Genomic DNA, 23,529 nt, shown 5'->3' with positions numbered 1-23,529 from the left:
CCAACGCACCTGTGGCGTGAAGTATGAAGGGAAAAGATGGGGAGTAAATAAAGCATGCCTAAGTACCGTTCCGCCACCACCACCCATGGTCGTAATATGGCGGGTGCCCGCGCGCTGTGGCGCGCCACCGGAATGACCGACAGTGATTTTGGCAAACCGATTATCGCCGTGGTGAACTCATTCACTCAGTTTGTGCCGGGTCACGTTCATCTGCGCGATCTCGGTAAGCTGGTCGCCGAACAGATTGAAGCTTCCGGCGGGGTGGCGAAAGAGTTCAACACTATTGCCGTGGATGACGGGATCGCCATGGGGCACGGGGGTATGCTCTATTCACTGCCGTCTCGCGAGCTGATCGCCGACTCTGTTGAGTACATGGTGAACGCTCACTGCGCTGACGCGATGGTGTGTATTTCCAACTGTGACAAAATCACCCCAGGGATGCTCATGGCCTCGCTGCGCCTGAATATTCCGGTGATCTTTGTCTCCGGCGGACCGATGGAAGCCGGGAAAACCAAGCTTTCAGACAAAATTATCAAGCTGGATCTGGTTGATGCCATGATTCAGGGCGCGGACCCGAAAGTCTCTGACGATCAAAGTAACCAGGTGGAGCGTTCCGCCTGTCCAACCTGCGGCTCCTGCTCCGGCATGTTTACCGCTAATTCCATGAACTGCCTGACCGAAGCGCTGGGCCTGTCGCAGCCGGGCAACGGCTCACTGCTGGCAACCCACGCTGACCGGAAGCAGTTGTTCCTCAATGCCGGTAAGCGGATTGTTGAACTGACTAAACGCTATTACGAGCAGGATGACGAAAGTGCACTGCCGCGTAACATCGCCAGCAAAGCCGCGTTTGAAAACGCCATGACGCTGGATATTGCGATGGGCGGTTCGACCAATACCGTTCTGCATCTACTGGCGGCGGCGCAGGAAGCGGAAATCGACTTCACCATGAGTGATATCGACAAGCTGTCCCGCAAGGTGCCGCAGCTGTGTAAAGTGGCGCCAAGTACCCAGAAATACCATATGGAAGATGTTCACCGTGCCGGCGGTGTGCTGGGTATTTTAGGCGAGCTGGATCGCGCCGGGCTGCTGAACCGCAACGTGAAAAACGTATTAGGCCTGACGCTGCCGCAAACGCTGGAACAGTACGACATCACGGTTACGCAGGACGAAGCGGTTAAAAAAATGTTCCGTGCTGGCCCTGCCGGTATCCGTACTACTCAGGCGTTCTCGCAGGATTGTCGCTGGGATTCGCTGGATGACGACCGCGCAGCGGGTTGCATCCGCTCGCTGGAATATGCCTATAGCAAAGACGGCGGTCTGGCGGTGCTGTATGGCAACTTCGCCGAAAACGGCTGCATCGTTAAAACCGCGGGCGTCGATGACAGCATCCTTAAATTCACCGGCCCGGCGAAAGTGTATGAAAGTCAGGATGAGGCGGTAGAGGCGATTCTCGGCGGCAAAGTAGTGGAAGGCGATGTAGTCGTGATCCGCTACGAAGGGCCGAAAGGCGGGCCGGGAATGCAGGAAATGCTCTATCCGACCAGTTTCCTGAAGTCGATGGGGCTGGGCAAAGCCTGCGCGCTCATCACCGATGGGCGTTTTTCCGGCGGGACTTCCGGTCTCTCTATTGGCCACGTTTCGCCGGAAGCGGCCAGCGGCGGCACTATTGCGTTGATTGAAGATGGCGACACTATTGCGATTGATATCCCGAACCGCAGCATTCAGTTGCAGTTGAGTGAGGCTGAAATCGCCGCACGCCGCGAGGCGCAGGAAGCTCGTGGCGACAAAGCCTGGACGCCGAAAAATCGTCAGCGTCAGGTTTCGTTTGCCCTGCGTGCCTACGCCAGCCTGGCGACCAGCGCCGATAAAGGCGCGGTGCGCGATAAATCGAAACTGGGAGGTTGATGATGGCGGAATCTCAACCACTGTCAGTCGCGCCGGAAGGGGCGGAGTATCTGCGCGCGGTGCTACGCGCGCCAGTATACGAAGCGGCGCAGGTGACGCCGCTGCAAAAAATGGAAAAGCTCTCGTCACGTCTGGACAACGTTATTCTCGTCAAACGCGAAGACCGGCAGCCGGTACATAGCTTTAAGCTGCGCGGCGCTTACGCGATGATGGCCGGATTGACCGAAGAACAAAAAGCCCACGGCGTGATTACCGCGTCGGCGGGCAATCATGCGCAGGGCGTGGCGTTCTCCTCCGCGCGGCTTGGCGTGAAGTCGCTGATCGTCATGCCAAAAGCAACGGCGGATATTAAAGTCGATGCGGTACGCGGTTTTGGCGGCGAAGTGCTGTTGCACGGCGCTAATTTTGATGAAGCGAAAGCGAAAGCTATTGAACTGGCGCAGCAGCAGGGTTTTACCTGGGTGCCGCCGTTTGATCACCCAATGGTGATCGCCGGGCAGGGCACGCTGGCGCTGGAACTGCTTCAGCAGGATTCGCATCTCGATCGTGTCTTTGTGCCGGTTGGCGGCGGCGGCCTGGCGGCGGGCGTAGCAGTACTGATCAAACAATTGATGCCGCAAATCAAAGTTATCGCCGTCGAAGCGGAGGATTCCGCCTGCCTGAAAGCGGCGTTGGAAGCCGGTCATCCAGTGGATCTCCCGCGCGTTGGGTTGTTTGCTGAAGGCGTAGCGGTAAAACGCATCGGCGACGAAACGTTCCGGCTGTGTCAGGAATACCTTGATGATATTGTCACCGTGGATAGCGACGCTATCTGCGCGGCGATGAAAGATCTGTTTGAAGATGTGCGTGCGGTGGCGGAGCCGTCCGGCGCGCTGGCGCTGGCGGGGATGAAGAAATATATCGCCCAGCACAATATTCGCGGCGAACGCCTGGCGCACGTCCTTTCCGGCGCCAACGTCAACTTCCACGGCTTGCGCTATGTGTCTGAACGCTGCGAGCTGGGGGAACAGCGCGAAGCGTTACTGGCGGTGACCATTCCGGAAGAAAAGGGGAGCTTTCTCAAATTCTGCCAGTTGCTTGGCGGGCGTATGGTCACCGAATTTAACTACCGTTTTGCCGACGCGAAAAATGCCTGTATTTTTGTTGGCGTACGCGTCAGTCAGGGGCTGGAGGAGCGAAAAGAGATTATCACCCAACTGTGCGACGGCGGTTATAGCGTAGTGGATCTCTCCGACGATGAAATGGCGAAGCTGCATGTGCGCTATATGGTCGGCGGACGCCCCTCCAAGCCATTACAGGAGCGTTTGTATAGTTTCGAATTTCCGGAGTCGCCCGGCGCGTTGCTCAAATTCCTGCATACGCTTGGCACGCACTGGAATATTTCGCTATTCCATTACCGTAGCCACGGTACCGATTATGGCCGCGTGCTGGCGGCGTTCGAGTTAGGCGATCATGAGCCGGATTTCGAAACCCGGCTGCATGAGCTGGGCTATGAATGCCATGATGAGAGCAATAACCCGGCGTTCCGGTTCTTTCTGGCGGGTTAATTCAGCGTTTAGTTTTTCGGGCCCACAAAGTAAAGTGGGCCTGATATCCAGATATTATCTTCCCTCAGTTATTGGGCTTTTCTGCCAGCCCGGAGCATCCACTCATTTCATTTTGCGAGACGTTTTCCAGAAGGCGCCCAATCTGCTTGTGGTGAAACTCGGCTCACCATATCGTTAGCACCGCCATCATTTGCACCTGTTAAAAGCAATGTATAAAATTTTATACACAAGAGTGGTATGTTACTCACCCGAGCTCTCTCCAATGAAAAGAAATTCGATGGGTGGGATCTTCTCTGGAGGATCTCCTGGCTTTTCCCATAACGGTACGTAAAGCAGTCGGTTATCAGCCTCATAAAATTCAATATGGAATTGAACCCGATGACTGGAAACCGTTTTCAGAAATTGGGGCTGGGGTAAATGAAATTCGGATTCGTGACAACAATGGTATCTATCGCGTTATGTATGTCGCTAAGTTTGAAGAAGCACTCTACGTTTTGCATAGTTTCCAAAAACAGACGCAACAAACCAGTCAGCATGATAAAAACATCGCCAGAACGCGTTATAACCGGGTGGTGCAACAACGGAGAAACAGCTTGTGATTGCCAAAACTGATAGTGATATTCGCCATGTGACGCCATCTGGCGGTAATGTTTTTGCTGATTTGGGGTTTCATAAGCAGGACGCAGAAAAGTTTTACGCTGATTCCCTGAATGAAATCGAAAACACGTTAGCCATTAAACAACAGTTAATGGAAGAAATTACCCTCTGGATTACGCAAAACCAGATGAAGCAAGCCGAGGTTGCTACAGTTTTGCATATATCCCGACCGCGCGTTTCGGATGTCGTCAACAAGAAATGCAGCAAATTCACCATTGATGCTCTGGTGAATATGCTTAGCCGTATTGGGAAGCCTGTTCGGGTAATGGTAGGGCCGTAAAACTAATTCGGTAAAATTTTCCAGAACGCATCAATTAGCGGCTCATGCAGCCGCTTTTTTTGCGCGCAGACGCCAAGCTCAAACGGCGTTTTTTCATCACTACGTTCTAAAATCATTACCCGGTTGCGCACCGGCTCCGGGCTGTTTTCCAGCACCACTTCCGGCAGCAGCGCCACGCCGCAGCCCAGCGCCACCATTGAGACCATCGCTTCGTGACCGCCGACGGTAGCGTAAATCTGCGGATTGCTGATTTTATGGCGGCGAAACCACAGCTCAATGCGGCGGCGTACCGGCCCCTGATCGGCCATGATAAACGGCACCGTCGACCAGTCGGGCTTATCAACCGAAACCTGATTGCGCACCGGGCAGGGCAGCGCCGGGGCGATCAGCACCACTGCCAGATTCTCCAGCATCGAAAACGCCACCGCGCCAGGCAGCGTTTCTGGTTTGCCGGCGATTGCCAGGTCCGCTTCTCCCGTTACCACCTTTTCCATCGCATCGGCGGCGTCTCCGGTCGTCAATTTGATTTCAACAGAAGGGTGTTCGGCGCGAAAACGGTCGAGGATCGGCGGCAGATGACTGTATGCCGCGGTCACCGAGCAGAAAATATGCAGTTCGCCGGAAAGGGATGGCCCCTGCTGATCGAGGGTATGGCGCAACTGCTGATATTGCAAAAGCGTCTGTTGGGCAAACACTCGCAGCTCTTCACCCGCTTCGGTCAGCGTGACGGTGCGGTTATCACGCACAAACAGCGGCTGGCCGAGATCTTCTTCCAGCCGCTGGATCTGCCGGGAGAGCGTGGAGGGGCTGACGTGCATCGCCCGCGCGCTGCGGCCAAAGTGGCGGCTTTCCGCCAGATGCAGGAAGGTTTTTAGATCGCGTAAATCCACAGACAGACCTCCGGTTTTTGACGTTGCATAAACCGCAACATAACGTTGTGAATATATCAATTTCCGCAATAAATTTCCTGTTGTAATGTGGGTTCATTCGCACAGATAGCAATCTGTAAACCGAACAATAAGCGCGACACACAACATCACGGAGTACACCATCATGGCTAACTACTTTAATACACTGAATCTGCGCCAGCAGCTGGCGCAGCTGGGTAAATGTCGCTTTATGGGCCGCGACGAATTCGCCGACGGCGCGAGCTACCTGCAGGGTAAAAAAGTGGTCATCGTCGGCTGTGGCGCTCAGGGTCTGAACCAGGGCCTGAACATGCGTGACTCCGGTCTGGATATTTCCTACGCCCTGCGTAAAGAAGCTATTGCTGAGAAGCGCGCCTCCTGGCGTAAAGCGACCGAAAACGGCTTCAAAGTAGGCACCTACGAAGAGCTGATCCCGCAAGCTGACCTGGTGGTTAACCTTACGCCGGACAAACAGCACTCCGACGTGGTGCGCTCCGTACAGCCGCTGATGAAAGACGGCGCGGCGCTGGGCTACTCCCACGGCTTCAATATCGTGGAAGTGGGCGAGCAGATCCGTAAAGACATCACCGTGGTGATGGTAGCGCCGAAGTGTCCGGGCACCGAAGTGCGCGAAGAGTACAAACGTGGTTTCGGCGTGCCGACGCTGATCGCCGTTCACCCGGAAAACGACCCGAAAGGCGAAGGCATGGCGATTGCGAAAGCCTGGGCTGCGGCCACCGGCGGTCACCGTGCGGGCGTACTGGAATCTTCTTTCGTTGCGGAAGTGAAATCTGACCTGATGGGCGAGCAGACTATTCTGTGCGGTATGCTGCAGGCCGGTTCTCTGCTGTGTTTCGACAAGCTGGTGGCAGAAGGCACCGACCCGGCATACGCCGAAAAACTGATTCAGTTCGGCTGGGAAACCATCACCGAAGCGCTGAAGCAGGGCGGCATCACCCTGATGATGGACCGTCTGTCTAACCCGGCGAAACTGCGTGCTTACGCGCTGTCCGAACAGCTGAAAGAGATCATGGCGCCGCTGTTCCAGAAACACATGGATGACATCATCTCCGGCGAATTCTCTTCCGGCATGATGGCTGACTGGGCTAACGACGATAAGAAACTGCTGACCTGGCGTGAAGAGACCGGAAAAACCGCGTTCGAAACCGCACCGCAGTTTGAAGGTAAAATCGGCGAGCAGGAGTACTTCGATAAAGGCGTGCTGATGATCGCGATGGTGAAAGCGGGCGTTGAGCTGGCGTTCGAAACCATGGTCGATTCCGGCATCATCGAAGAATCCGCTTACTACGAATCACTGCACGAGCTACCGCTGATCGCGAACACCATCGCCCGTAAGCGTCTGTACGAAATGAACGTAGTTATCTCCGATACCGCAGAATACGGTAACTACCTGTTCTCTTACGCTTGCGTACCGCTGCTGAAACCGTTTATGGCGGAATTGCAACCGGGCGATCTGGGTAGTGCTATCCCGGAAGGCGCGGTAGACAACGCACAGCTTCGCGACGTGAACGACGCGATTCGTAGTCATGCGATTGAGCAGGTAGGTAAGAAACTGCGCGGCTATATGACGGATATGAAACGCATTGCGGTAGCGGGTTAATGTAGGCAGTGTTGGGTGGCGCTAGCGCTTACCCGACCTACAAAATCAAGCAGACGATGTAGGCCGGGTAAGGCGTAGCCGCCACCCGGCTTTTTATTTGCGATACAATACTTTAATGATGTGGTAACCGAACTGAGTATGCAGCGGGCCGGTTGGCTCCAGTACCGGGCAGGAAAAGACTACTTTATCGAATGCCGGAACCATCTGGCCCTGACGAAATTCGCCTAAATGACCGCCTTTTTTACCGGATGGGCAGATAGAATGCTTCTTCGCCAGCTTCTCAAAATCGCCGCCGTTTTTAATTTGCTCCAGAAGATCTAAAGCCAGTTTCTCTTCTTTTACAAGAATATGCAGTGCTGCTGCCATTTTTGCCATTATTGTGTTCTCACGTCGCAAAGATTGGCCGTCACTTTATCACTCCTTAGGCCGTCAGACATATACTCTTCGCCATTACAGGACAGATGTCCCGCCTGATTTAATGAACCGGGAGATAAGCGGCATTTTTAGCGGGCGTATTTCGGATGCGCGGGACGGCGGTCCTGTCCTTTCTGACAAGGGGCGAGATACCATGGACATAATGAAAAACGCAGAATTTCCAGACGACTGGCTTTTAGGGCTACGCCAGGTCGTACGCGACCCAGTGCTCTATGAATTACTCAAATACTGCCCGTTGGAAATCATGCAGTACAGGGCGTTTATGCGATGTCGCTTGAGTATGTTCTGCTGACGGCGATCGCGTTAATGGGTTCTTTCAGTTGGATCAAGAGCGCACAGCGTAATGGCTATACGCCGCTTGCCGCCAGAGCCTGCTGATTGACCTTTTCCTGGCTGCCTGAAAAGGCAGCCTGGTCTTCTCTGGGCCTCGCTTTCTGCTACAATCCCTCCCCCGTTCGAAGATTGAGCACTATTCCCATGCGTTTAAATCCCGGCCAACAACACGCTGTCGAATTCGTCACCGGACCCTGCCTGGTGCTGGCAGGAGCGGGTTCTGGTAAAACTCGCGTAATTACCAATAAAATCGCCCACCTGATCCGCGGATGCGGCTATCAGGCCCGGCATATTGCGGCGGTGACGTTTACCAACAAGGCAGCGCGCGAAATGAAAGAACGCGTCGGGCAGACGCTCGGCCGTAAGGAAGCGCGCGGTTTGATGATCTCCACCTTTCATACGCTAGGGCTGGATATTATTAAGCGCGAGTACGCTGCGCTGGGGATGAAATCGAACTTTTCATTGTTTGACGATACCGACCAGGTCGCCTTGCTCAAAGAGCTGACCGAAGGCCTGATCGAAGACGACAAGGTTCTGTTGCAACAGCTGATCTCCACGATCTCCAACTGGAAAAACGATCTCAAAACGCCTGCACAGGCAGCGGCGGGGGCGAAAGGTGAACGCGATCGTATTTTTGCCCACTGCTACGGGCTTTACGACGCCCATATGAAGGCATGTAACGTTCTCGATTTTGATGATTTGATTTTGCTGCCGACGCTGCTGCTGCAACGCAATGACGAGGTGCGCGAGCGCTGGCAGAATAAAATTCGTTATCTGCTGGTGGATGAATATCAGGATACTAACACCAGCCAGTATGAGTTGGTTAAGCTGCTGGTCGGGCAACGCGCGCGCTTTACGGTCGTAGGCGATGACGATCAGTCTATCTACTCCTGGCGCGGGGCGCGTCCGCAAAACCTGGTGTTACTGAGCCAGGATTTTCCGGCGCTGCAGGTGATTAAGCTGGAGCAAAACTATCGTTCTTCGGGCCGCATCCTGAAAGCGGCGAATATTCTCATCGCCAACAATCCGCACGTCTTTGAAAAGCGCCTCTTTTCCGAGCTCGGTTACGGCGCGGAACTCAAAGTGTTAAGCGCAAACAATGAAGAGCATGAAGCTGAGCGCGTTACCGGCGAACTGATTGCCCATCACTTTGTGAACAAGACCCAGTACAAGGATTACGCCATTCTGTATCGCGGGAATCATCAGTCGCGGGTATTTGAAAAATTCCTCATGCAGAACCGCATTCCGTACAAAATTTCCGGCGGCACCTCATTCTTCTCCCGTCCGGAGATTAAAGACCTGCTGGCCTACCTGCGGGTGTTGACCAACCCGGATGATGACAGCGCTTTCCTGCGCATCGTGAATACGCCAAAACGCGAAATCGGTCCGGCCACTCTACAAAAGCTGGGTGAATGGGCAATGACGCGTAATAAAAGCCTGTTTACCGCCAGCTTTGATATGGGGCTTAGCCAAAAGCTGACCGGGCGTGGTTACGATTCATTGACGCGTTTTACCCACTGGTTGGGGGAAATCCAGAGTCTGGCCGAACGCGAGCCTGTCGCCGCCGTGCGCGATCTCATCCACGGTATTGACTATGAATCCTGGTTGTACGAAACCTCGCCGAGCCCCAAAGCGGCGGAAATGCGTATGAAAAACGTTAACCAGCTCTTTAGCTGGATGACTGAGATGCTGGAAGGTAACGAACTCGATGAGCCGATGACGCTGACCCAGGTGGTTACACGCTTTACGCTGCGCGATATGATGGAGCGTGGCGAGAGCGAAGAAGAGCTGGATCAGGTACAGTTGATGACGCTTCATGCGTCGAAAGGACTGGAATTCCCGTATGTCTATATGGTGGGAATGGAAGAAGGATTTTTGCCGCATCAAAGCAGCATTGACGAAGATAATATTGAGGAAGAGCGTCGGCTGGCCTATGTCGGGATCACTCGCGCGCAGAAAGAGCTCACCTTTACATTATGTAAAGAGCGCCGTCAGTATGGGGAGCTGGTGCGCCCGGAACCCAGTCGCTTCTTGTTAGAACTGCCGCAGGATGATTTAATCTGGGAGCAGGAGCGCAAAGTGGTAAGCGCTGAGGAGCGAATGCAAAAAGGGCAAAGTCACCTGGCTAATCTGAAAGCCATGATGGCGGCAAAGCGAGCGAAATCGTAGGCCGGATAAGCGAAGCGTCATCCGGCAATCAGACGATGGTTAGCGAACGTCCAGCGGCCAGTGTACATAGCTTTGCCACTGGCTTTCCTGATCAATCAACTCTTTACCCAGCGGGTGATGTGCCAGCCAGTCGCCAGGCAAGGTTAACGTCAGATTTTCATTTAGCGCCTGTAGCGTAATTTCTGGTACCAGATCGTCACGACGGCGACCGGCAAAAAGAATCGCCAGGCGCAGCAAACGGCATAGCTGTTCCGCAACACGGGGCGGTACCGCGTTTTGCTGATGAAGCGAAGAGAGATCGACCGGATTGGTCTGGTTCAGTAAGAGGGTGGCGAGCAATTTTTTCTGCGCGGGCGTATAGCCAGGCAGATCCAAATGGCGTACTAAATAGGCGGCATGATAGGGCGCCTGTTTAAAATCAACGCTCAGACCGATCTCATGCAACTGGCAAGCGCTCAGCAACAGTTCACGACTGATAGGCTCAATATGCCAGGCATTTTCTACCTGTTTGAGGAAGTTATCTGCCAGCTTCGCCACGCGATTCGCCTGATCGGTATCGACGATAAACCGACGCTGAATGTTTCGCAGCGTGCGGCTGCGGATATCCTGATCTACCGCCAGATGCAACATCCCATACACCAGCCCTTCGCGTAACGCGCCGCCTGCCAGCGTCATGCTCTGGATGTTCAGCTCGGTAAATATCGCGATCAGAATAGCCAGTCCGCTTGGGAAAACCAGCGCGCGCTCCAGCGTCAGGCCTTCGATTTCCAGCTCTTCCAGACGCCCGCACTGTATCGCGCGTTGTTTTAGCTGCTGCAGTTTGGCGAGCGTAATGCGCTCGTCCATCCCCTGCGCCATCATGATTTCCTGCAATGCCTGTACGGTGCCGGAGGCACCCACGCAGACCTTCCAGCCATGAAAACGCAGTTCATCGGCGACCGGACGCAGCACATCGCGCGCGGCTTTCTCCGCATCATCAAAATTTTCTTGCGCCAGATTACGATCGCTAAAATAGCGTTCAAGCCACGTTACGCAGCCCATCGACAGGCTAAACAGCGACGTGGTTTGCGCGCCAGTGCCGGTAACCAGTTCAGTGCTGGCGCCGCCGATATCCACCACCAGTCGCTGATCTGCGCCGCCGGTGGTATGAGCGACCCCCTGATAAATTAGCCGCGCCTCTTCTTCGCCGCTGATAACCTGCACCGGACAACCAAGGATAGTCTGCGCTTTCGCGATAAATTCACCTGCATTGACGGCGAGACGCAATGTTGCGGTGGCAACCACGCGGATTTGTGGCTGCGGGATATCCTGCAAACGTTCAGCAAACAGACGCAGGCATTGCCAGCCGCGTTCCATCGCTTCGGCTGAAAGGTGGTTGTCGTTGTTCAGACCCGCGGCCAGACGCACCTTGCGTTTTATTCGGGTCAGCGTCTGGATGCTTCCCGCCGCCTCGCGCACGACCAGCATATGAAAACTATTGGAACCGAGATCAATGGCGGCATACAACGAGGTGGAATTCATACACTTCATCCTTCAACCTGTATCCATGTTGGCTGCGTACTCTTCCTAAGCTCATCGGGATTTGTTTTCTTGCCGCCTTGATACAGGCTAAATGATTTTGTGTATGGCATAACTTTTCTTAACCTGAACGACGACGATTACGCGGAGCGCCAGCGCGGCGCGGACCATTGCCAGGACGCGCACGCGTCAGGCGCAACGGCTTGGGCAGATCGTTCATGAGCGCTTCCGGATTGTATTTGCTGACCGGAATCGAGTGGCCGATATAGCTCTCAATAGCGGGCAGATTCAGCGCATACTCTTCGCAAGCCAGGCTGATGGAATGTCCGCTGGCGCCAGCGCGACCGGTACGACCGATACGGTGAACATAGTCTTCACAATCGTCTGGCAGATCGTAGTTAAAGACGTGCGTTACGGCGGGGATATGCAACCCGCGCGCCGCGACATCGGTCGCCACAAGAATATCCAGATCGCCGCGGGTGAACTCATCCAGAATCCGCAGGCGCTTTTTCTGCGCGACGTCGCCGGTCAGCAGACCAACACGATGGCCATCTGCCGCCAGATGTCCCCAGATATCTTCGCAACGATGCTTGGTGTTGGCGAAAATAATGGCGCGATCCGGCCACTCTTCTTCGATCAGCGTTTGCAGTAAACGCATTTTCTCTTCATTAGAGGGGTAGAAAAGCTCTTCTTTAATGCGGTGGCCGGTCTTTTGCTCCGGTTCCACTTCAACATATTCGGCGTTGTTCATCTGTTCAAACGCCAGCTCGCGAACCCGATAAGACAGGGTGGCGGAGAACAACATGTTCAGACGCTGCGCAGCCGGCGGCATACGACGGAACAGCCAGCGGATATCTTTAATAAAGCCCAAATCGTACATGCGATCGGCTTCATCGAGTACGACGACCTGAATGGCGCCGAGGTTAATGTGGTTTTGTTTGGCGTAGTCGATCAGTCGGCCCGTCGTACCAATAAGAATATCAACGCCGCTTTCCAGCACTTTAAGCTGCTTGTCGTAACCATCGCCGCCGTAAGCCAGGCCTAATTTTAAGCCTGTCGCTTGCGCCAACGGCTCCGCGTCTGCGTGAATTTGTACGGCTAATTCACGCGTCGGCGCCATGATCAGCGCGCGCGGCTGGTTCACCTTGCGATCGTCGATCGCGGGATGAGAAAGTAAATAATGAAACGTTGACGTCAGAAACGCCATCGTTTTCCCGGTACCGGTTTGCGCCTGCCCTGCAACGTCACGACCCGCCAGCGTTAGCGGAAGGGCCAGTGCCTGAATGGGCGTACAATTATAAAACCCTTTTTTTTCAAGGGCTTCAACCACCTGTGGGTGCAGGGCGAAGTCGGAAAACTTCTGTTCTGTTAAATGTGTTTTGCTCATAGTGTGGTAGAATATCAGCTTACTATTGCTTTACGAAAGCGTATCCGGTGAAATAAAGTCAACCTTTGTTGGCGAAGTTAACATCAGCACCTCGTTGGTTAATGCTACACCAACACGCCAGGCTTATTCCTGTGGAGTTATATATGAGCGATAAAATTATTCACCTGACTGACGACAGTTTTGACACGGATGTACTCAAAGCGGACGGGGCTATCCTCGTTGATTTCTGGGCAGAGTGGTGCGGGCCGTGTAAAATGATCGCTCCGATTCTGGATGAAATCGCTGACGAATATCAGGGCAAATTGACCGTTGCCAAACTGAACATTGACCAGAACCCTGGTACTGCGCCTAAATATGGCATCCGCGGTATTCCGACTCTGCTGCTGTTTAAAAACGGCGAAGTGGCGGCAACCAAAGTAGGCGCACTGTCTAAAGGTCAGTTGAAAGAGTTTCTCGACGCCAATCTGGCGTAATACCTTTTATACGTCGAATGACAAAGGCGCTGTATGGTCAGGCGTCTGTCATTCGACGAATGATTAAGGTATCAGGCAGTTTCGTGGCGTCTGTTGTCCTTACGTTATTCTTAAATTGTCAGGATCTCTGGACGCCCGGTCTGAGTCGTGCTAAGTTAGTATTGACTTCGAATTAAACATACCTTATTAAGTTTGAATCTGGTTTTATCCGTCACTTCCCGTTTTTTCTCGCACGAGAAGTGGAAAGATTCCTGGCTCTTCGCTCATTCCGTCTTGTCGTTTCAGTTCTGCGTACTTTCCTGTGACCAGACAGCGAACAGACATGAGTTGATAGCCGTAAACAGGCATGGATGACCCTGCCATACCATTCACAACATTAAGTTCGAGATTTACCCCAAGTTTAAGAACTCACACCATTATGAATCTTACCGAATTAAAGAATACGCCGGTTTCTGAGCTGATCACTCTCGGCGAAAGTATGGGGCTGGAAAACCTGGCCCGTATGCGCAAGCAGGACATTATTTTTGCCATCCTGAAGCAGCACGCAAAGAGTGGCGAAGATATCTTTGGCGACGGTGTGCTGGAGATATTGCAGGATGGATTTGGTTTCCTCCGTTCTGCAGACAGCTCCTACCTCGCCGGTCCTGATGATATCTACGTTTCCCCCAGCCAAATCCGCCGTTTCAACCTCCGCACTGGTGATACCATTTCTGGTAAGATTCGCCCGCCGAAAGAAGGTGAACGCTATTTTGCGCTGTTGAAAGTTAACGAAGTTAACTACGACAAACCGGAAAACGCCCGTAACAAAATCCTCTTTGAGAACTTAACCCCGCTGCACGCAAACTCTCGTCTGCGTATGGAGCGTGGTAACGGTTCTACCGAAGACTTAACGGCGCGCGTTCTGGATCTGGCTTCGCCGATCGGTCGCGGCCAGCGCGGTCTGATTGTCGCGCCGCCGAAGGCGGGTAAAACCATGCTGCTGCAGAACATCGCGCAGAGCATCGCGTATAACCACCCAGACTGCGTGCTGATGGTGCTGCTGATTGACGAACGTCCGGAAGAAGTAACCGAGATGCAGCGTCTGGTGAAAGGCGAAGTTGTTGCCTCTACCTTTGACGAACCGGCATCCCGCCACGTTCAGGTTGCCGAAATGGTTATCGAGAAGGCGAAACGTCTGGTTGAACACAAGAAAGACGTCATCATCCTGCTCGACTCCATCACCCGTCTGGCGCGTGCCTACAACACCGTGGTGCCGGCTTCCGGTAAAGTACTGACCGGTGGTGTGGATGCTAACGCCCTGCATCGTCCGAAGCGTTTCTTCGGCGCGGCGCGTAATGTGGAAGAGGGCGGTAGCCTGACTATCATCGCGACGGCGCTAATCGATACCGGTTCCAAGATGGACGAAGTTATCTACGAAGAGTTTAAAGGCACCGGTAACATGGAGCTGCATCTCTCGCGTAAGATCGCTGAAAAACGTGTCTTCCCGGCTATCGACTACAACCGTTCCGGTACCCGTAAAGAAGAGCTGCTCACCACTCAGGAAGAGCTGCAGAAAATGTGGATCCTGCGTAAAATCATCCATCCGATGGGTGAAATTGACGCGATGGAATTCCTCATTAACAAACTGGCGATGACCAAAACTAATGACGACTTTTTCGAGATGATGAAGCGCTCATAACCTGGTCTTTACCTGAAAACGCCACGTTTTTACGTGGCGTTTTTGTTTTATATCTGTAATCTTAACGACACATTTACAAAATGATGATAAACCGGGTCAGGGCTTCGCCCTCTATTCGTTATCGGTATCGTGTGGTTGATATTTAAACAATTCTGCCTGATTCAGAGCAGGGTTTCCCTTCTGAATAAAGGTCTTCATGGTTATACTTCTGGTACTAATTTTATCTGAGAGCACGCATTGTGAATTTACTGACCGTGAGTACTGATCTCATCAGTATTTTTTTATTCACGACACTGTTCCTGTTTTTTGCGCGTAAGGTCGCAAAAAAAATCGGTTTAGTGGATAAACCCAACTTTCGTAAACGCCACCAGGGGCTGATACCGTTGGTTGGAGGGATTTCGGTTTACGCAGGGATTTGCTTCACATTCGGAATTGTTGACCACTATATTCCTCATGCGTCGCTTTATCTTTCTTGTGCGGGCGTACTGGTTCTTATCGGTGCGCTGGACGACCGTTTTGATATCAGCGTAAAGATCCGTGCGACCATACAGGCCGCGATCGGTATCATTATGATGGTATTCGGTAAGCTCTATCTTAGCAGCCTCGGCTATATCTTTGGCTCCTGGGAGATGGTGCTCGGTCCCTTCGGCTATTTCCTTACTCTGTTTGCCGTATGGGCGGCGATCAACGCTTTCAATATGGTGGACGGTATTGACGGCCTGTTGGGCGGGCTATCCAGCGTCTCATTCGCGGCGATGGGGCTGATTTTATGGTTTGACGGTCAAACCAGCCTGGCAATATGGTGCTTCGCCATGATTGCCGCGATTCTGCCTTACATTATGCTTAATCTCGGTATTTTGGGGCGGCGTTATAAAGTCTTTATGGGCGATGCCGGTAGTACTCTGATTGGTTTTACCGTTATCTGGATCTTACTGGAAACGACGCAGGGGAAAACTCACCCTATCAGTCCGGTTACCGCGCTATGGATTATCGCTATCCCGCTGATGGATATGGTGGCGATTATGTATCGCCGTCTGCGTAAAGGGATGAGCCCCTTTTCCCCTGATCGTCAGCACATTCACCATCTTATCATGCGCGCCGGATTTACCTCTCGTCAGGCGTTTGTACTGATTACGCTTGCCGCCGCCATTCTGGCTGGAGTAGGCGTAGCTGCAGAATATTCTCATTTTGTTCCTGAATGGGTTATGTTGGTGCTCTTTTTGCTAGCATTCTTCCTCTATGGCTACTGCATTAAGCGGGCCTGGAAGGTGGCGAGATTTATTAAGCGTGTGAAGCGTCGCCTGCGCAGGCACCGTAAGAACCGGCCAAACTTAACCAAGTAAATGAGGATACGATGACACAACCATTACCGGGGGCACGCGCGGTGAGCGCTGAAAATGAACTGGATATTCGCGGGTTGTTTCGTACTTTATGGGCTGGCAAATACTGGATTATCGGCATTGGCCTGCTATTTGCCCTTATCGCGTTAGCCTATACCTTTTTTGCTCGTCAGGAGTGGAGTGCGACGGCGATCACCGATCGCCCAACCGTAAATATGTTGGGCGGTTATTACTCCCAGCAGCAGTTTCTGCGCAACCTGGATATTAAGACCGATCCCTCTTCTTCCGATAAGCCCTCGGTGATGGATGAAGCGTATAAAGAGTTCATCATGCAACTTGCCTCCTGGGATACGCGTCGCGATTTCTGGTTACAGACGGACTATTACAAGCAGCGAATGGTCGGGAATAGCAAAGCTGATGCGGCAATGCTTGATGAACTGATCAATAACATACAGTTTACGCCCGGCGATTTTACACGCGCCATCAACGACAATGTGAAGCTGATTGCTGAAACTGCGCCGGACGCCAATAATTTGCTGCGTCAGTATGTTGCATTCGCCAGCCAGCGGGCGGCGAGCCATCTGAATGATGAATTAAAAGGTGCCTGGGCTGCGCGTACCGTGCAGATGAAAGCCCAGGTCAAACGGCAGGAGGAGGTTGCGAAAGCGATCTATTCGCGTCGTGTAAACAGTATTGAGCAGGCGCTCAAAATTGCGGAACAACATAATATTTCTCGTAGCGCGACGGATGTCCCGGCAGATGAATTACCGGACTCAGAGCTTTTTTTACTCGGTCGCCCTATGTTGCAGGCGCGTCTTGAAAATCTGCAAGCGGTTGGCCCTGCGTTCGATTTGGACTACTTTCAAAATCGGGCAATGTTGAATACGCTTAATGTGGGGCCGACCCTGGACCCTCGTTTTCAGACCTATCGTTATTTGCGTACGCCGGAAGAACCGGTAAAACGTGATAGCCCACGCCGAGCCTTCCTGATGATCATGTGGGGTATCGTTGGGGCGCTAATCGGTGCGGGCGTTGCCTTAACCCGTCGCCGCACGATTTAGCAACACCTCTGCAGTAGGGGGCTGGGCCCCTACTGTCTATTCGAAGAGAATCGATGTGAAAGTACTGACTGTATTTGGTACACGACCGGAGGCCATTAAGATGGCGCCTCTGGTCCATGCGCTGGAAAAAGATCCTCATTTCGAGGCCAAAGTATGCGTTACTGCGCAGCATCGGGAGATGCTTGATCAGGTATTAACTCTTTTTTCTATTGTGCCTGATTTCGATCTCAACATTATGCAGCCGGGACAGGGGTTGACGGAAATTACCTGCCGAATTCTGGAGGGATTAAAGCCGATCCTGGCAGATTTTAAACCTGATGTGGTGCTGGTTCATGGAGATACCACCACTACGATTGCTACCAGCCTGGCGGCTTTCTATCAACGAATTCCGGTAGGGCACGTAGAAGCCGGGTTGCGAACCGGCGATCTCTATTCCCCCTGGCCGGAAGAGGCAAACCGCACGCTGACCGGACATCTGGCGATGTACCACTTTGCGCCGACGGAAAACTCGCGGCAGAATCTGTTGCGGGAGAACATTCCGGATGAGCGCATTTTTGTCACTGGCAATACCGTTATTGACGCGCTGATCTGGGTACGCGATCGCGTTCTGACGAGCGATACATTACAGGCTGAACTGGCCGAGCAGTATCCTTTCCTCAACGCGAATAAGAAGATGATTTTGGTGACCGGTCATCGGCGTGAAAGCTTTGGTCAGGGCTTTGAGCATATCTGCCAGGCGCTGGCGGAAATCGCCGCCGCGAACCAGAATGTGCAAATTGTCTATCCGGTGCATCTCAATCCCAACGTCAGCGAACCTGTCAACCGTATCCTCGGCCATGTTGAAAACGTGGTACTGATTGAGCCGCAGGACTACTTACCTTTTGTCTGGCTGATGAATCACGCCTGGCTCATTCTGACCGATTCCGGCGGTATTCAGGAAGAAGCGCCGTCATTAGGTAAGCCGGTATTGGTCATGCGTGAAACCACAGAGCGTCCGGAAGCCATTACCGCTGGTACGGTAAGACTGATCGGCACGGACTCCCGGCGCATTGTGGCGGAAGTTATGCGTCTGCTGCACGACGAAAATGAATATCAAACCATGAGCCGCGCCCATAATCCTTATGGTGACGGGCAATCATGCGCGCGCATTTTACAGGCGTTAAAAAGTTATCGGGTATCGTTATGAGTTTTACGACCATTTCTGTTATTGGGCTGGGGTATATCGGATTACCGACTGCGGCCGCTTTTGCTTCCCGCCAGAAGCAGGTTATCGGCGTGGATATCAACCAACATGCGGTAGACACCATAAATCGCGGTGAAATTCACATCGTGGAGCCGGCGTTGGGCAATGTGGTGAAGATGGCGGTGGAAGGCGGCTTTCTGCGTGCGACGACGACACCTGTCGAGGCCGATGCGTACCTGATTGCCGTGCCGACGCCATTCAAAGGCGATCACGACCCTGATATGGCCTATGTGGAAGCCGCGGCGAAATCCATTGCGCCGGTATTAAAAAAAGGGGCACTGGTGATTCTGGAATCAACATCGCCGGTCGGCGCAACGGAGCAAATGGCTGGCTGGCTGGCCGGGATGCGCCCGGATCTGACCTTTCCCCAGCAGGCGGGCGAGCAGGCCGACGTGAATATCGCCTATTGTCCGGAGCGTGTGCTGCCGGGTCAGGTGATGGTGGAACTCATTAAAAATGACCGCGTGATTGGCGGTATGACGCCAGTATGTTCGGCTCGCGCCAGCGCGCTGTACAAAATTTTCCTTGAGGGCGAATGCGTTGTCACCAACTCGCGCACCGCGGAGATGTGCAAACTGACGGAAAATAGCTTCCGTGATGTGAATATCGCCTTTGCGAATGAATTGTCGCTGATTTGCGCCGAACAGGGGATTAACGTCTGGGAATTGATCCGCCTGGCGAACCGCCATCCGCGCGTCAATATTTTGCAGCCGGGCCCAGGCGTTGGAGGGCACTGCATTGCGGTCGATCCGTGGTTTATTGTGGCGCAAAATCCGCAGCAGGCGAGACTGATTCGCACCGCGCGTGAAGTGAACGACGGCAAACCGCACTGGGTGGTCGATCAGGTAAAAGCCGCGGTCGCAGATTGCCTGGCGGCCACCGATAAACGCGCCAGCGAAGTGAAAATCGCCTGTTTTGGGCTGGCCTTTAAGCCGAATATCGACGATCTGCGCGAAAGCCCGGCGATGGGGATCGCGCAAAGTATCGCCCGCTGGCACAGCGGCGAAACCCTGGTCGTCGAACCGAATATCCGTCAGTTGCCGAAAAAATTGGACGGACTTTGTACGCTGGCGAAACTGGACGCGGCGCTGGCCGCCGCCGATGTGCTGGTGATGCTGGTCGATCACGACGAATTTAAAGCGATTCCCGGCGATGCGGTTCATCAACGTTATGTGGTTGATACCAAAGGAGTCTGGCGCTGATGAAACGCATTCTGGTGACCGGCGGCGCAGGCTTTATCGGATCTGCGGTGGTGCGGCATATCATCCATGAAACGGCAGACGCGGTGGTGGTGGTGGATAAACTCACCTATGCGGGCAACCTGATGTCTCTGGCGTCGGTGGCGCAAAGCGACCGTTTCGCCTTTGAGAAGGTGGATATCTGCGATCGGGCATCACTGGAGCGAGTTTTCCAGCAGTATCAGCCCGATAGCGTGATGCACCTGGCGGCGGAAAGCCATGTAGACCGTTCCATCGACGGCCCGGCGGCGTTTATTGAAACGAATATCGCTGGTACTTACACCTTGCTGGAAGCCGCTCGCGCTTACTGGTCCGCGCTTGACGCGGACGCTAAAGCGGCGTTCCGCTTCCACCATATCTCCACCGATGAAGTGTATGGCGATCTGCATACTGCAGACGATTTCTTCACCGAAACCACGCCATATGCGCCAAGCAGCCCTTATTCCGCCTCCAAAGCCAGCAGCGACCATCTGGTACGCGCCTGGTTACGTACCTACGGTCTGCCTACGCTTGTCACCAACTGCTCTAATAACTACGGGCCCTACCATTTCCCGGAAAAACTGATCCCGCTGATGATTCTGAACGCGCTGGCGGGTAAACCATTGCCGGTCTATGGCAACGGTCAGCAAATTCGCGACTGGCTGTATGTAGAGGATCATGCCCGTGCGTTGTATCACGTGGTGACGAACGGCGCGGTGGGCGAAACGTATAATATCGGCGGTCATAACGAACGTAAAAATCTGGATGTGGTCAGGACGATCTGCGCTCTGTTGGAGGAACTGGCCCCGCAAAAACCGCAGGGTGTGGCGAATTATCACGATCTGATTACCTTCGTCGACGATCGACCCGGCCATGACTTACGCTATGCCATCGACGCGTCGAAAATCGCCCGCGAGCTGGGCTGGACGCCGCAGGAAACCTTCGAAAGTGGGATGCGAAAAACCGTTCAGTGGTATCTCGCCAATGAGGCCTGGTGGAAACCCGTGCAGGATGGCAGTTATCAGGGCGAACGCTTAGGACTGAAACGCTAAACGACAGGTTCTTACTCCTGGAGGAGAAACGAATGAAAGGCATCATTCTGGCGGGAGGTTCCGGTACCCGGTTGCATCCCATTACGCGCGGCGTATCAAAGCAGCTTCTGCCCGTCTACGACAAACCGATGATTTACTATCCGTTATCGGTGCTAATGCTGGCGGGTATTCGTGAGATCTTGATCATCACCACGCCGGAGGATAAACGCGACTTTCAGCGTTTGTTGGGCGACGGCGCAGCATTCGGTATCGATTTACATTATGCCGAGCAGCCCAGTCCGGACGGGCTGGCGCAGGCCTTCATCATTGGCGAAACGTTCCTCAACGGTGAACCCTCATGCCTGGTATTGGGCGACAATATCTTTTTTGGTCAGGGTTTTAGCCCCAAACTCCGTCAGGTCGCGGCGCGTACCGAAGGCGCTACGGTATTTGGCTATCAGGTCATGGACCCGGAACGCTTTGGCGTCGTGGAGTTTGACGATGATTTTCGCGCGCTCTCGCTGGAAGAAAAGCCGAAACAGCCTAAATCTAACTGGGCGGTCACCGGCCTCTATTTCTATGACAGCAAGGTCGTCGAGTATGCGAAGCGCGTGAAACCGTCCGGGCGTGGCGAGCTGGAGATCACTTCTATCAACCAGATGTATCTGGAGGAAGGTAAGCTGACCGTTGAACTGCTGGGCCGCGGCTTTGCCTGGTTGGATACGGGCACCCACGACAGTCTGATTGAGGCGAGCACTTTTGTGCAGACGGTGGAAAAGCGCCAGGGCTTCAAAATTGCCTGTCTGGAGGAGATTGCCTGGCGCAACGGCTGGCTGGATGATGATGGTTTGAAACGCGCTGCCAGTCAGCTTGAAAAAACCGGCTATGGCCAATATTTACTGGAGTTGCTCCGTGCCCGTCCGCGCCAGTATTGAACCGTTACTCTGGGAAAATACGTTTTTTGGCGTGAATAGCGGCATTGTGCGTATCGATGCCTCAGCGCCCGAATTAACGCCAGAAGCGCTGCAGGCGTGGCAACGCGTGCAGGTAAAAGTGCCGGCTGAAAACATCGCCTGGCTGTCGGCGTTGCAATCGCTGGGATTCTCTTTGGTTGAAGGCGAGGTGGATTTTGCGTTGCCGGTAAAAGGGCATCGCGACCAGCATGGCGCGGAAATTGCACATCTGAAAGACATTCCTGCTTTGCGTCAGTTGGCCGGAGAGGCGTTTACGCAGAGTCGTTTTCGCGCGCCGTGGTATGCGCCCGACGCCAGCGCCCGTTTTTACGCCCAGTGGATTGAGAATGCGGTACGCGGCACGTTTGATCACCAATGCCTGGTGCTTCGCACGGAGACAGGCGCTATCCGCGGTTACGTCTCGCTGCGGGAATTGAATGATACCGACGCGCGCATCGGTCTGTTGGCCGGACGCGGCGCGGGAGCGGAACTTATGCAGGCGGCGATCTGTTGGGCGCAGAGTCGCGGCAAAGCAACATTGCGGGTGGCGACCCAGTTGGGCAACACCGCCGCGCTTAAACGTTACATACAAAGCGGTGCCAACATCGAAAGCACTGCGTACTGGTTATACAGGTGACAACATGATTCCTTTTAATGCGCCGCCGGTGGTGGGAACCGAACTCGAATACATGCAGTCTGCAATGAGCAGCGGCAAACTGTGCGGCGACGGCGGCTTTACGCGTCGTTGCCAGCAGTGGCTGGAGCAACATTTCGGCAGCGCGAAGGTGTTGCTAACGCCTTCCTGTACCGCATCGCTGGAGATGGCGGCTCTGTTGTTGGATATTCAGCCCGGCGATGAAGTGATCATGCCGAGCTTTACGTTTGTCTCCACCGCTAACGCTTTTGTCCTGCGCGGCGCGAAAATTGTGTTTGTCGATATTCGTCCGGATACGATGAATATTGACGAAACGCTGATTGAGGCGGCGATTACTGATAAAACCCGCGCTATCGTGCCGGTACACTACGCTGGCGTCGCTTGTGAAATGGACGTCATCATGGCGCTGGCGGATAAGTATAATCTGTTCGTTGTCGAGGATGCCGCCCAGGGTGTGATGTCCACGTACAAAGGGCGCGCATTAGGGACGATCGGTCACATCGGCTGTTTTAGCTTCCATGAAACCAAAAATTACACCGCTGGCGGCGAAGGCGGCGCGACGCTGATCAACGATCGTACGCTAATTGAACGCGCGGAGATCATCCGCGAAAAAGGCACCAACCGTAGCCAGTTCTTCCGTGGTCAGGTGGACAAATACACCTGGCGGGATATCGGCTCCAGTTATTTGATGTCCGATCTGCAGGCTGCCTATCTGTGGGCGCAACTGGAGGCCGCCGATCGTATCAATCAACAGCGTCTGTCGCTGTGGCAGACTTACTACGATGCGTTAACGCCGCTGGCGCGCGCCGGGCGTATCGAGCTGCCTTCTATTCCGGAAAACTGCGGGCATAATGCCCACATGTTTTACATCAAACTGCGGGATATCGCCGATCGCAGCGCGCTGATTAATTTCCTGAAAGAGGCGGAAATCATGGCGGTATTCCATTACATTCCGCTGCATGATTGTCCGGCGGGCGATAAATTCGGCGAGTTTATCGGGGACGATGTCTACACCACAAAAGAGAGCGAACGTTTGTTGCGTCTGCCGCTGTTTTATAACCTTGCGCCCGTCGATCAACGAACGGTGATTACTACCTTGCTAAATTATTTCTCCTGAT

The 23,529-nt window shown here is 53.7% G+C and carries 21 protein-coding genes and 2 pseudogenes; 19 read left to right on the top strand and 4 right to left on the bottom strand.

The genetic code is table 11. The features are described from left to right. The first annotated feature begins 54 nt into the window (after nt 1-54). The 4 genes from ilvD to J4650_RS20740 all read left to right on the top strand — a co-directional run bounded on the left by ilvD (nt 55) and on the right by J4650_RS20740 (nt 4,389). The gene (gene ilvD / locus J4650_RS20755) at nt 55-1,905 is read left to right on the top strand and encodes a dihydroxy-acid dehydratase (protein WP_023994054.1); all 1,851 of its coding nucleotides are present in this window, start codon (nt 55-57) and stop codon (nt 1,903-1,905) included. A gap of 2 nt (nt 1,906-1,907) precedes the next feature. Then, a complete protein-coding gene (gene ilvA / locus J4650_RS20750; protein WP_001524959.1) occupies nt 1,908-3,452 on the top strand; it encodes a threonine ammonia-lyase, biosynthetic in 1,545 nt (514 codons plus the stop codon). 281 nt (nt 3,453-3,733) lie between these two features. Beyond that, nucleotides 3,734-4,051: a type II toxin-antitoxin system RelE/ParE family toxin gene (locus tag J4650_RS20745; protein WP_023994053.1), complete on the top strand. Its 318-nt coding sequence runs from the start codon at nt 3,734-3,736 to the stop codon at nt 4,049-4,051. After that, nucleotides 4,048-4,389: a helix-turn-helix domain-containing protein gene (locus J4650_RS20740; protein ID WP_000560824.1), complete on the top strand. Its 342-nt coding sequence runs from the start codon at nt 4,048-4,050 to the stop codon at nt 4,387-4,389. The genes J4650_RS20745 and J4650_RS20740 overlap by 4 nt, the downstream gene beginning before the upstream one ends. 2 nt (nt 4,390-4,391) lie before the next feature. Here the strand turns inward: J4650_RS20740 and ilvY are convergent, their stop codons facing one another. Next, complete coding sequence (gene ilvY / locus J4650_RS20735) at nt 4,392-5,279, bottom strand: HTH-type transcriptional activator IlvY (protein ID WP_000365798.1); 888 nt, start codon at nt 5,277-5,279, stop codon at nt 4,392-4,394. 163 nt (nt 5,280-5,442) lie between these two features. Here ilvY and ilvC point away from each other — a divergent pair, with 163 nt between their 5' ends. Then, a complete protein-coding gene (gene ilvC, locus J4650_RS20730; RefSeq protein WP_000024943.1) occupies nt 5,443-6,918 on the top strand; it encodes a ketol-acid reductoisomerase in 1,476 nt (491 codons plus the stop codon). A gap of 93 nt (nt 6,919-7,011) precedes the next feature. On the opposite strand, the gene ppiC is transcribed toward ilvC, so the two are convergent. Next, nucleotides 7,012-7,293 carry a peptidylprolyl isomerase PpiC gene (ppiC, locus tag J4650_RS20725; RefSeq protein WP_001096806.1) on the bottom strand — a complete coding sequence of 94 codons (282 nt, stop codon included), beginning with the start codon at nt 7,291-7,293 and terminating at the stop codon, nt 7,012-7,014. 193 nt (nt 7,294-7,486) lie between these two features. Between ppiC and J4650_RS22995 the strand changes: the two are divergent. The 3 genes and pseudogenes from J4650_RS22995 to rep form a co-directional block, all read left to right on the top strand. After that, nucleotides 7,487-7,603 (top strand): annotated as a pseudogene (locus tag J4650_RS22995) (Crp/Fnr family transcriptional regulator); the annotation flags it as partial. Next, a pseudogene (locus J4650_RS20720) lies at nt 7,579-7,731 on the top strand (nicotinamide riboside transporter PnuC); the annotation flags it as partial. The pseudogenes J4650_RS22995 and J4650_RS20720, both read left to right, overlap by 25 nt. Nucleotides 7,732-7,830: 99 nt before the next feature. Next, nucleotides 7,831-9,855, top strand: coding sequence for a DNA helicase Rep (gene rep / locus J4650_RS20715; protein ID WP_124235002.1), 2,025 nt, complete (start codon nt 7,831-7,833; stop codon nt 9,853-9,855). Nucleotides 9,856-9,894: 39 nt separating this feature from the next. Here rep and gppA read toward each other — a convergent pair whose 3' ends face one another. Together gppA and rhlB are read right to left on the bottom strand one after the other, a co-directional pair. Further along, nucleotides 9,895-11,376 carry a guanosine-5'-triphosphate,3'-diphosphate diphosphatase gene (gene gppA / locus J4650_RS20710; protein ID WP_001089447.1) on the bottom strand — a complete coding sequence of 494 codons (1,482 nt, stop codon included), beginning with the start codon at nt 11,374-11,376 and terminating at the stop codon, nt 9,895-9,897. Between the two features lie 118 nt (nt 11,377-11,494). Next, the gene (gene rhlB / locus J4650_RS20705; protein WP_000047524.1) at nt 11,495-12,760 is read right to left on the bottom strand and encodes an ATP-dependent RNA helicase RhlB; all 1,266 of its coding nucleotides are present in this window, start codon (nt 12,758-12,760) and stop codon (nt 11,495-11,497) included. A gap of 143 nt (nt 12,761-12,903) precedes the next feature. Here rhlB and trxA point away from each other — a divergent pair, with 143 nt between their 5' ends. From trxA to rffA, 11 genes are all read left to right on the top strand, one after another. Continuing rightward, nucleotides 12,904-13,233, top strand: coding sequence for a thioredoxin TrxA (gene trxA, locus J4650_RS20700; RefSeq protein ID WP_001280776.1), 330 nt, complete (start codon nt 12,904-12,906; stop codon nt 13,231-13,233). Nucleotides 13,234-13,480: 247 nt separating this feature from the next. Beyond that, nucleotides 13,481-13,564, top strand: a complete 84-nt coding sequence (locus J4650_RS20695; protein ID WP_134820045.1) for a rho operon leader peptide — start codon at nt 13,481-13,483, stop codon at nt 13,562-13,564. Nucleotides 13,565-13,651: 87 nt separating this feature from the next. After that, complete coding sequence (rho, locus tag J4650_RS20690) at nt 13,652-14,911, top strand: transcription termination factor Rho (RefSeq protein ID WP_001054532.1); 1,260 nt, start codon at nt 13,652-13,654, stop codon at nt 14,909-14,911. Nucleotides 14,912-15,150: 239 nt separating this feature from the next. Further along, nucleotides 15,151-16,254, top strand: coding sequence for a UDP-N-acetylglucosamine--undecaprenyl-phosphate N-acetylglucosaminephosphotransferase (gene wecA, locus J4650_RS20685; RefSeq protein WP_001050948.1), 1,104 nt, complete (start codon nt 15,151-15,153; stop codon nt 16,252-16,254). 11 nt (nt 16,255-16,265) lie between these two features. Next, entirely contained in the window at nt 16,266-17,312 is a 1,047-nt protein-coding gene (wzzE, locus tag J4650_RS20680) for an ECA polysaccharide chain length modulation protein (RefSeq protein ID WP_000193420.1), read from the top strand. Between the two features lie 55 nt (nt 17,313-17,367). Further along, on the top strand, nt 17,368-18,498 hold the full coding sequence (gene wecB, locus J4650_RS20675; protein ID WP_000866676.1) for a UDP-N-acetylglucosamine 2-epimerase (non-hydrolyzing): 1,131 nt from the start codon (nt 17,368-17,370) through the stop codon (nt 18,496-18,498). Then, nucleotides 18,495-19,757, top strand: a complete 1,263-nt coding sequence (gene wecC, locus J4650_RS20670; protein WP_000011236.1) for a UDP-N-acetyl-D-mannosamine dehydrogenase — start codon at nt 18,495-18,497, stop codon at nt 19,755-19,757. Before wecB ends, wecC begins: the two co-directional genes overlap by 4 nt. Next, nucleotides 19,757-20,824 carry a dTDP-glucose 4,6-dehydratase gene (rffG, locus tag J4650_RS20665; protein ID WP_023994052.1) on the top strand — a complete coding sequence of 356 codons (1,068 nt, stop codon included), beginning with the start codon at nt 19,757-19,759 and terminating at the stop codon, nt 20,822-20,824. The genes wecC and rffG overlap by 1 nt, the downstream gene beginning before the upstream one ends. 32 nt (nt 20,825-20,856) lie before the next feature. Further along, nucleotides 20,857-21,738 (top strand): glucose-1-phosphate thymidylyltransferase RfbA, encoded by an 882-nt coding sequence (gene rfbA / locus J4650_RS20660; RefSeq protein WP_000676077.1) that lies wholly within the window; start codon nt 20,857-20,859, stop codon nt 21,736-21,738. Then, complete coding sequence (gene rffC / locus J4650_RS20655; RefSeq protein WP_001145154.1) at nt 21,716-22,393, top strand: dTDP-4-amino-4,6-dideoxy-D-galactose acyltransferase; 678 nt, start codon at nt 21,716-21,718, stop codon at nt 22,391-22,393. The genes rfbA and rffC overlap by 23 nt, the downstream gene beginning before the upstream one ends. Nucleotides 22,394-22,397: 4 nt before the next feature. Further along, nucleotides 22,398-23,528, top strand: a complete 1,131-nt coding sequence (gene rffA, locus J4650_RS20650) for a dTDP-4-amino-4,6-dideoxygalactose transaminase (RefSeq protein WP_000612080.1) — start codon at nt 22,398-22,400, stop codon at nt 23,526-23,528. Nucleotide 23,529 lies beyond the last annotated feature (1 nt).

Origin of the sequence: Salmonella sp. 32120201201600049SM (genome assembly GCF_017572835.1) — a bacterium.
GTDB lineage: Bacteria > Pseudomonadota > Gammaproteobacteria > Enterobacterales > Enterobacteriaceae > Salmonella > Salmonella enterica.
This window is presented reverse-complemented; position numbering and strand designations above follow the sequence as displayed.

What these genes read in the sequence shown, in the direction of transcription:
- ilvD (WP_023994054.1), top strand. Translation starts at nt 55, where the DNA reads ATGCCTAAGTACCGTTCCGCCACCACCACCCATGGTCGTAATATGGCG.
- ilvA (WP_001524959.1), top strand. Translation starts at nt 1,908, where the DNA reads ATGGCGGAATCTCAACCACTGTCAGTCGCGCCGGAAGGGGCGGAGTAT.
- ilvC (WP_000024943.1), top strand. Translation starts at nt 5,443, where the DNA reads ATGGCTAACTACTTTAATACACTGAATCTGCGCCAGCAGCTGGCGCAG.
- ppiC (WP_001096806.1), bottom strand. Translation starts at nt 7,293, where the DNA reads ATGGCAAAAATGGCAGCAGCACTGCATATTCTTGTAAAAGAAGAGAAA.
- rep (WP_124235002.1), top strand. Translation starts at nt 7,831, where the DNA reads ATGCGTTTAAATCCCGGCCAACAACACGCTGTCGAATTCGTCACCGGA.
- gppA (WP_001089447.1), bottom strand. Translation starts at nt 11,376, where the DNA reads ATGAATTCCACCTCGTTGTATGCCGCCATTGATCTCGGTTCCAATAGT.
- rhlB (WP_000047524.1), bottom strand. Translation starts at nt 12,760, where the DNA reads ATGAGCAAAACACATTTAACAGAACAGAAGTTTTCCGACTTCGCCCTG.
- trxA (WP_001280776.1), top strand. Translation starts at nt 12,904, where the DNA reads ATGAGCGATAAAATTATTCACCTGACTGACGACAGTTTTGACACGGAT.
- rho (WP_001054532.1), top strand. Translation starts at nt 13,652, where the DNA reads ATGAATCTTACCGAATTAAAGAATACGCCGGTTTCTGAGCTGATCACT.
- wzzE (WP_000193420.1), top strand. Translation starts at nt 16,266, where the DNA reads ATGACACAACCATTACCGGGGGCACGCGCGGTGAGCGCTGAAAATGAA.
- wecC (WP_000011236.1), top strand. Translation starts at nt 18,495, where the DNA reads ATGAGTTTTACGACCATTTCTGTTATTGGGCTGGGGTATATCGGATTA.
- rffG (WP_023994052.1), top strand. Translation starts at nt 19,757, where the DNA reads ATGAAACGCATTCTGGTGACCGGCGGCGCAGGCTTTATCGGATCTGCG.
- rfbA (WP_000676077.1), top strand. Translation starts at nt 20,857, where the DNA reads ATGAAAGGCATCATTCTGGCGGGAGGTTCCGGTACCCGGTTGCATCCC.
- rffA (WP_000612080.1), top strand. Translation starts at nt 22,398, where the DNA reads ATGATTCCTTTTAATGCGCCGCCGGTGGTGGGAACCGAACTCGAATAC.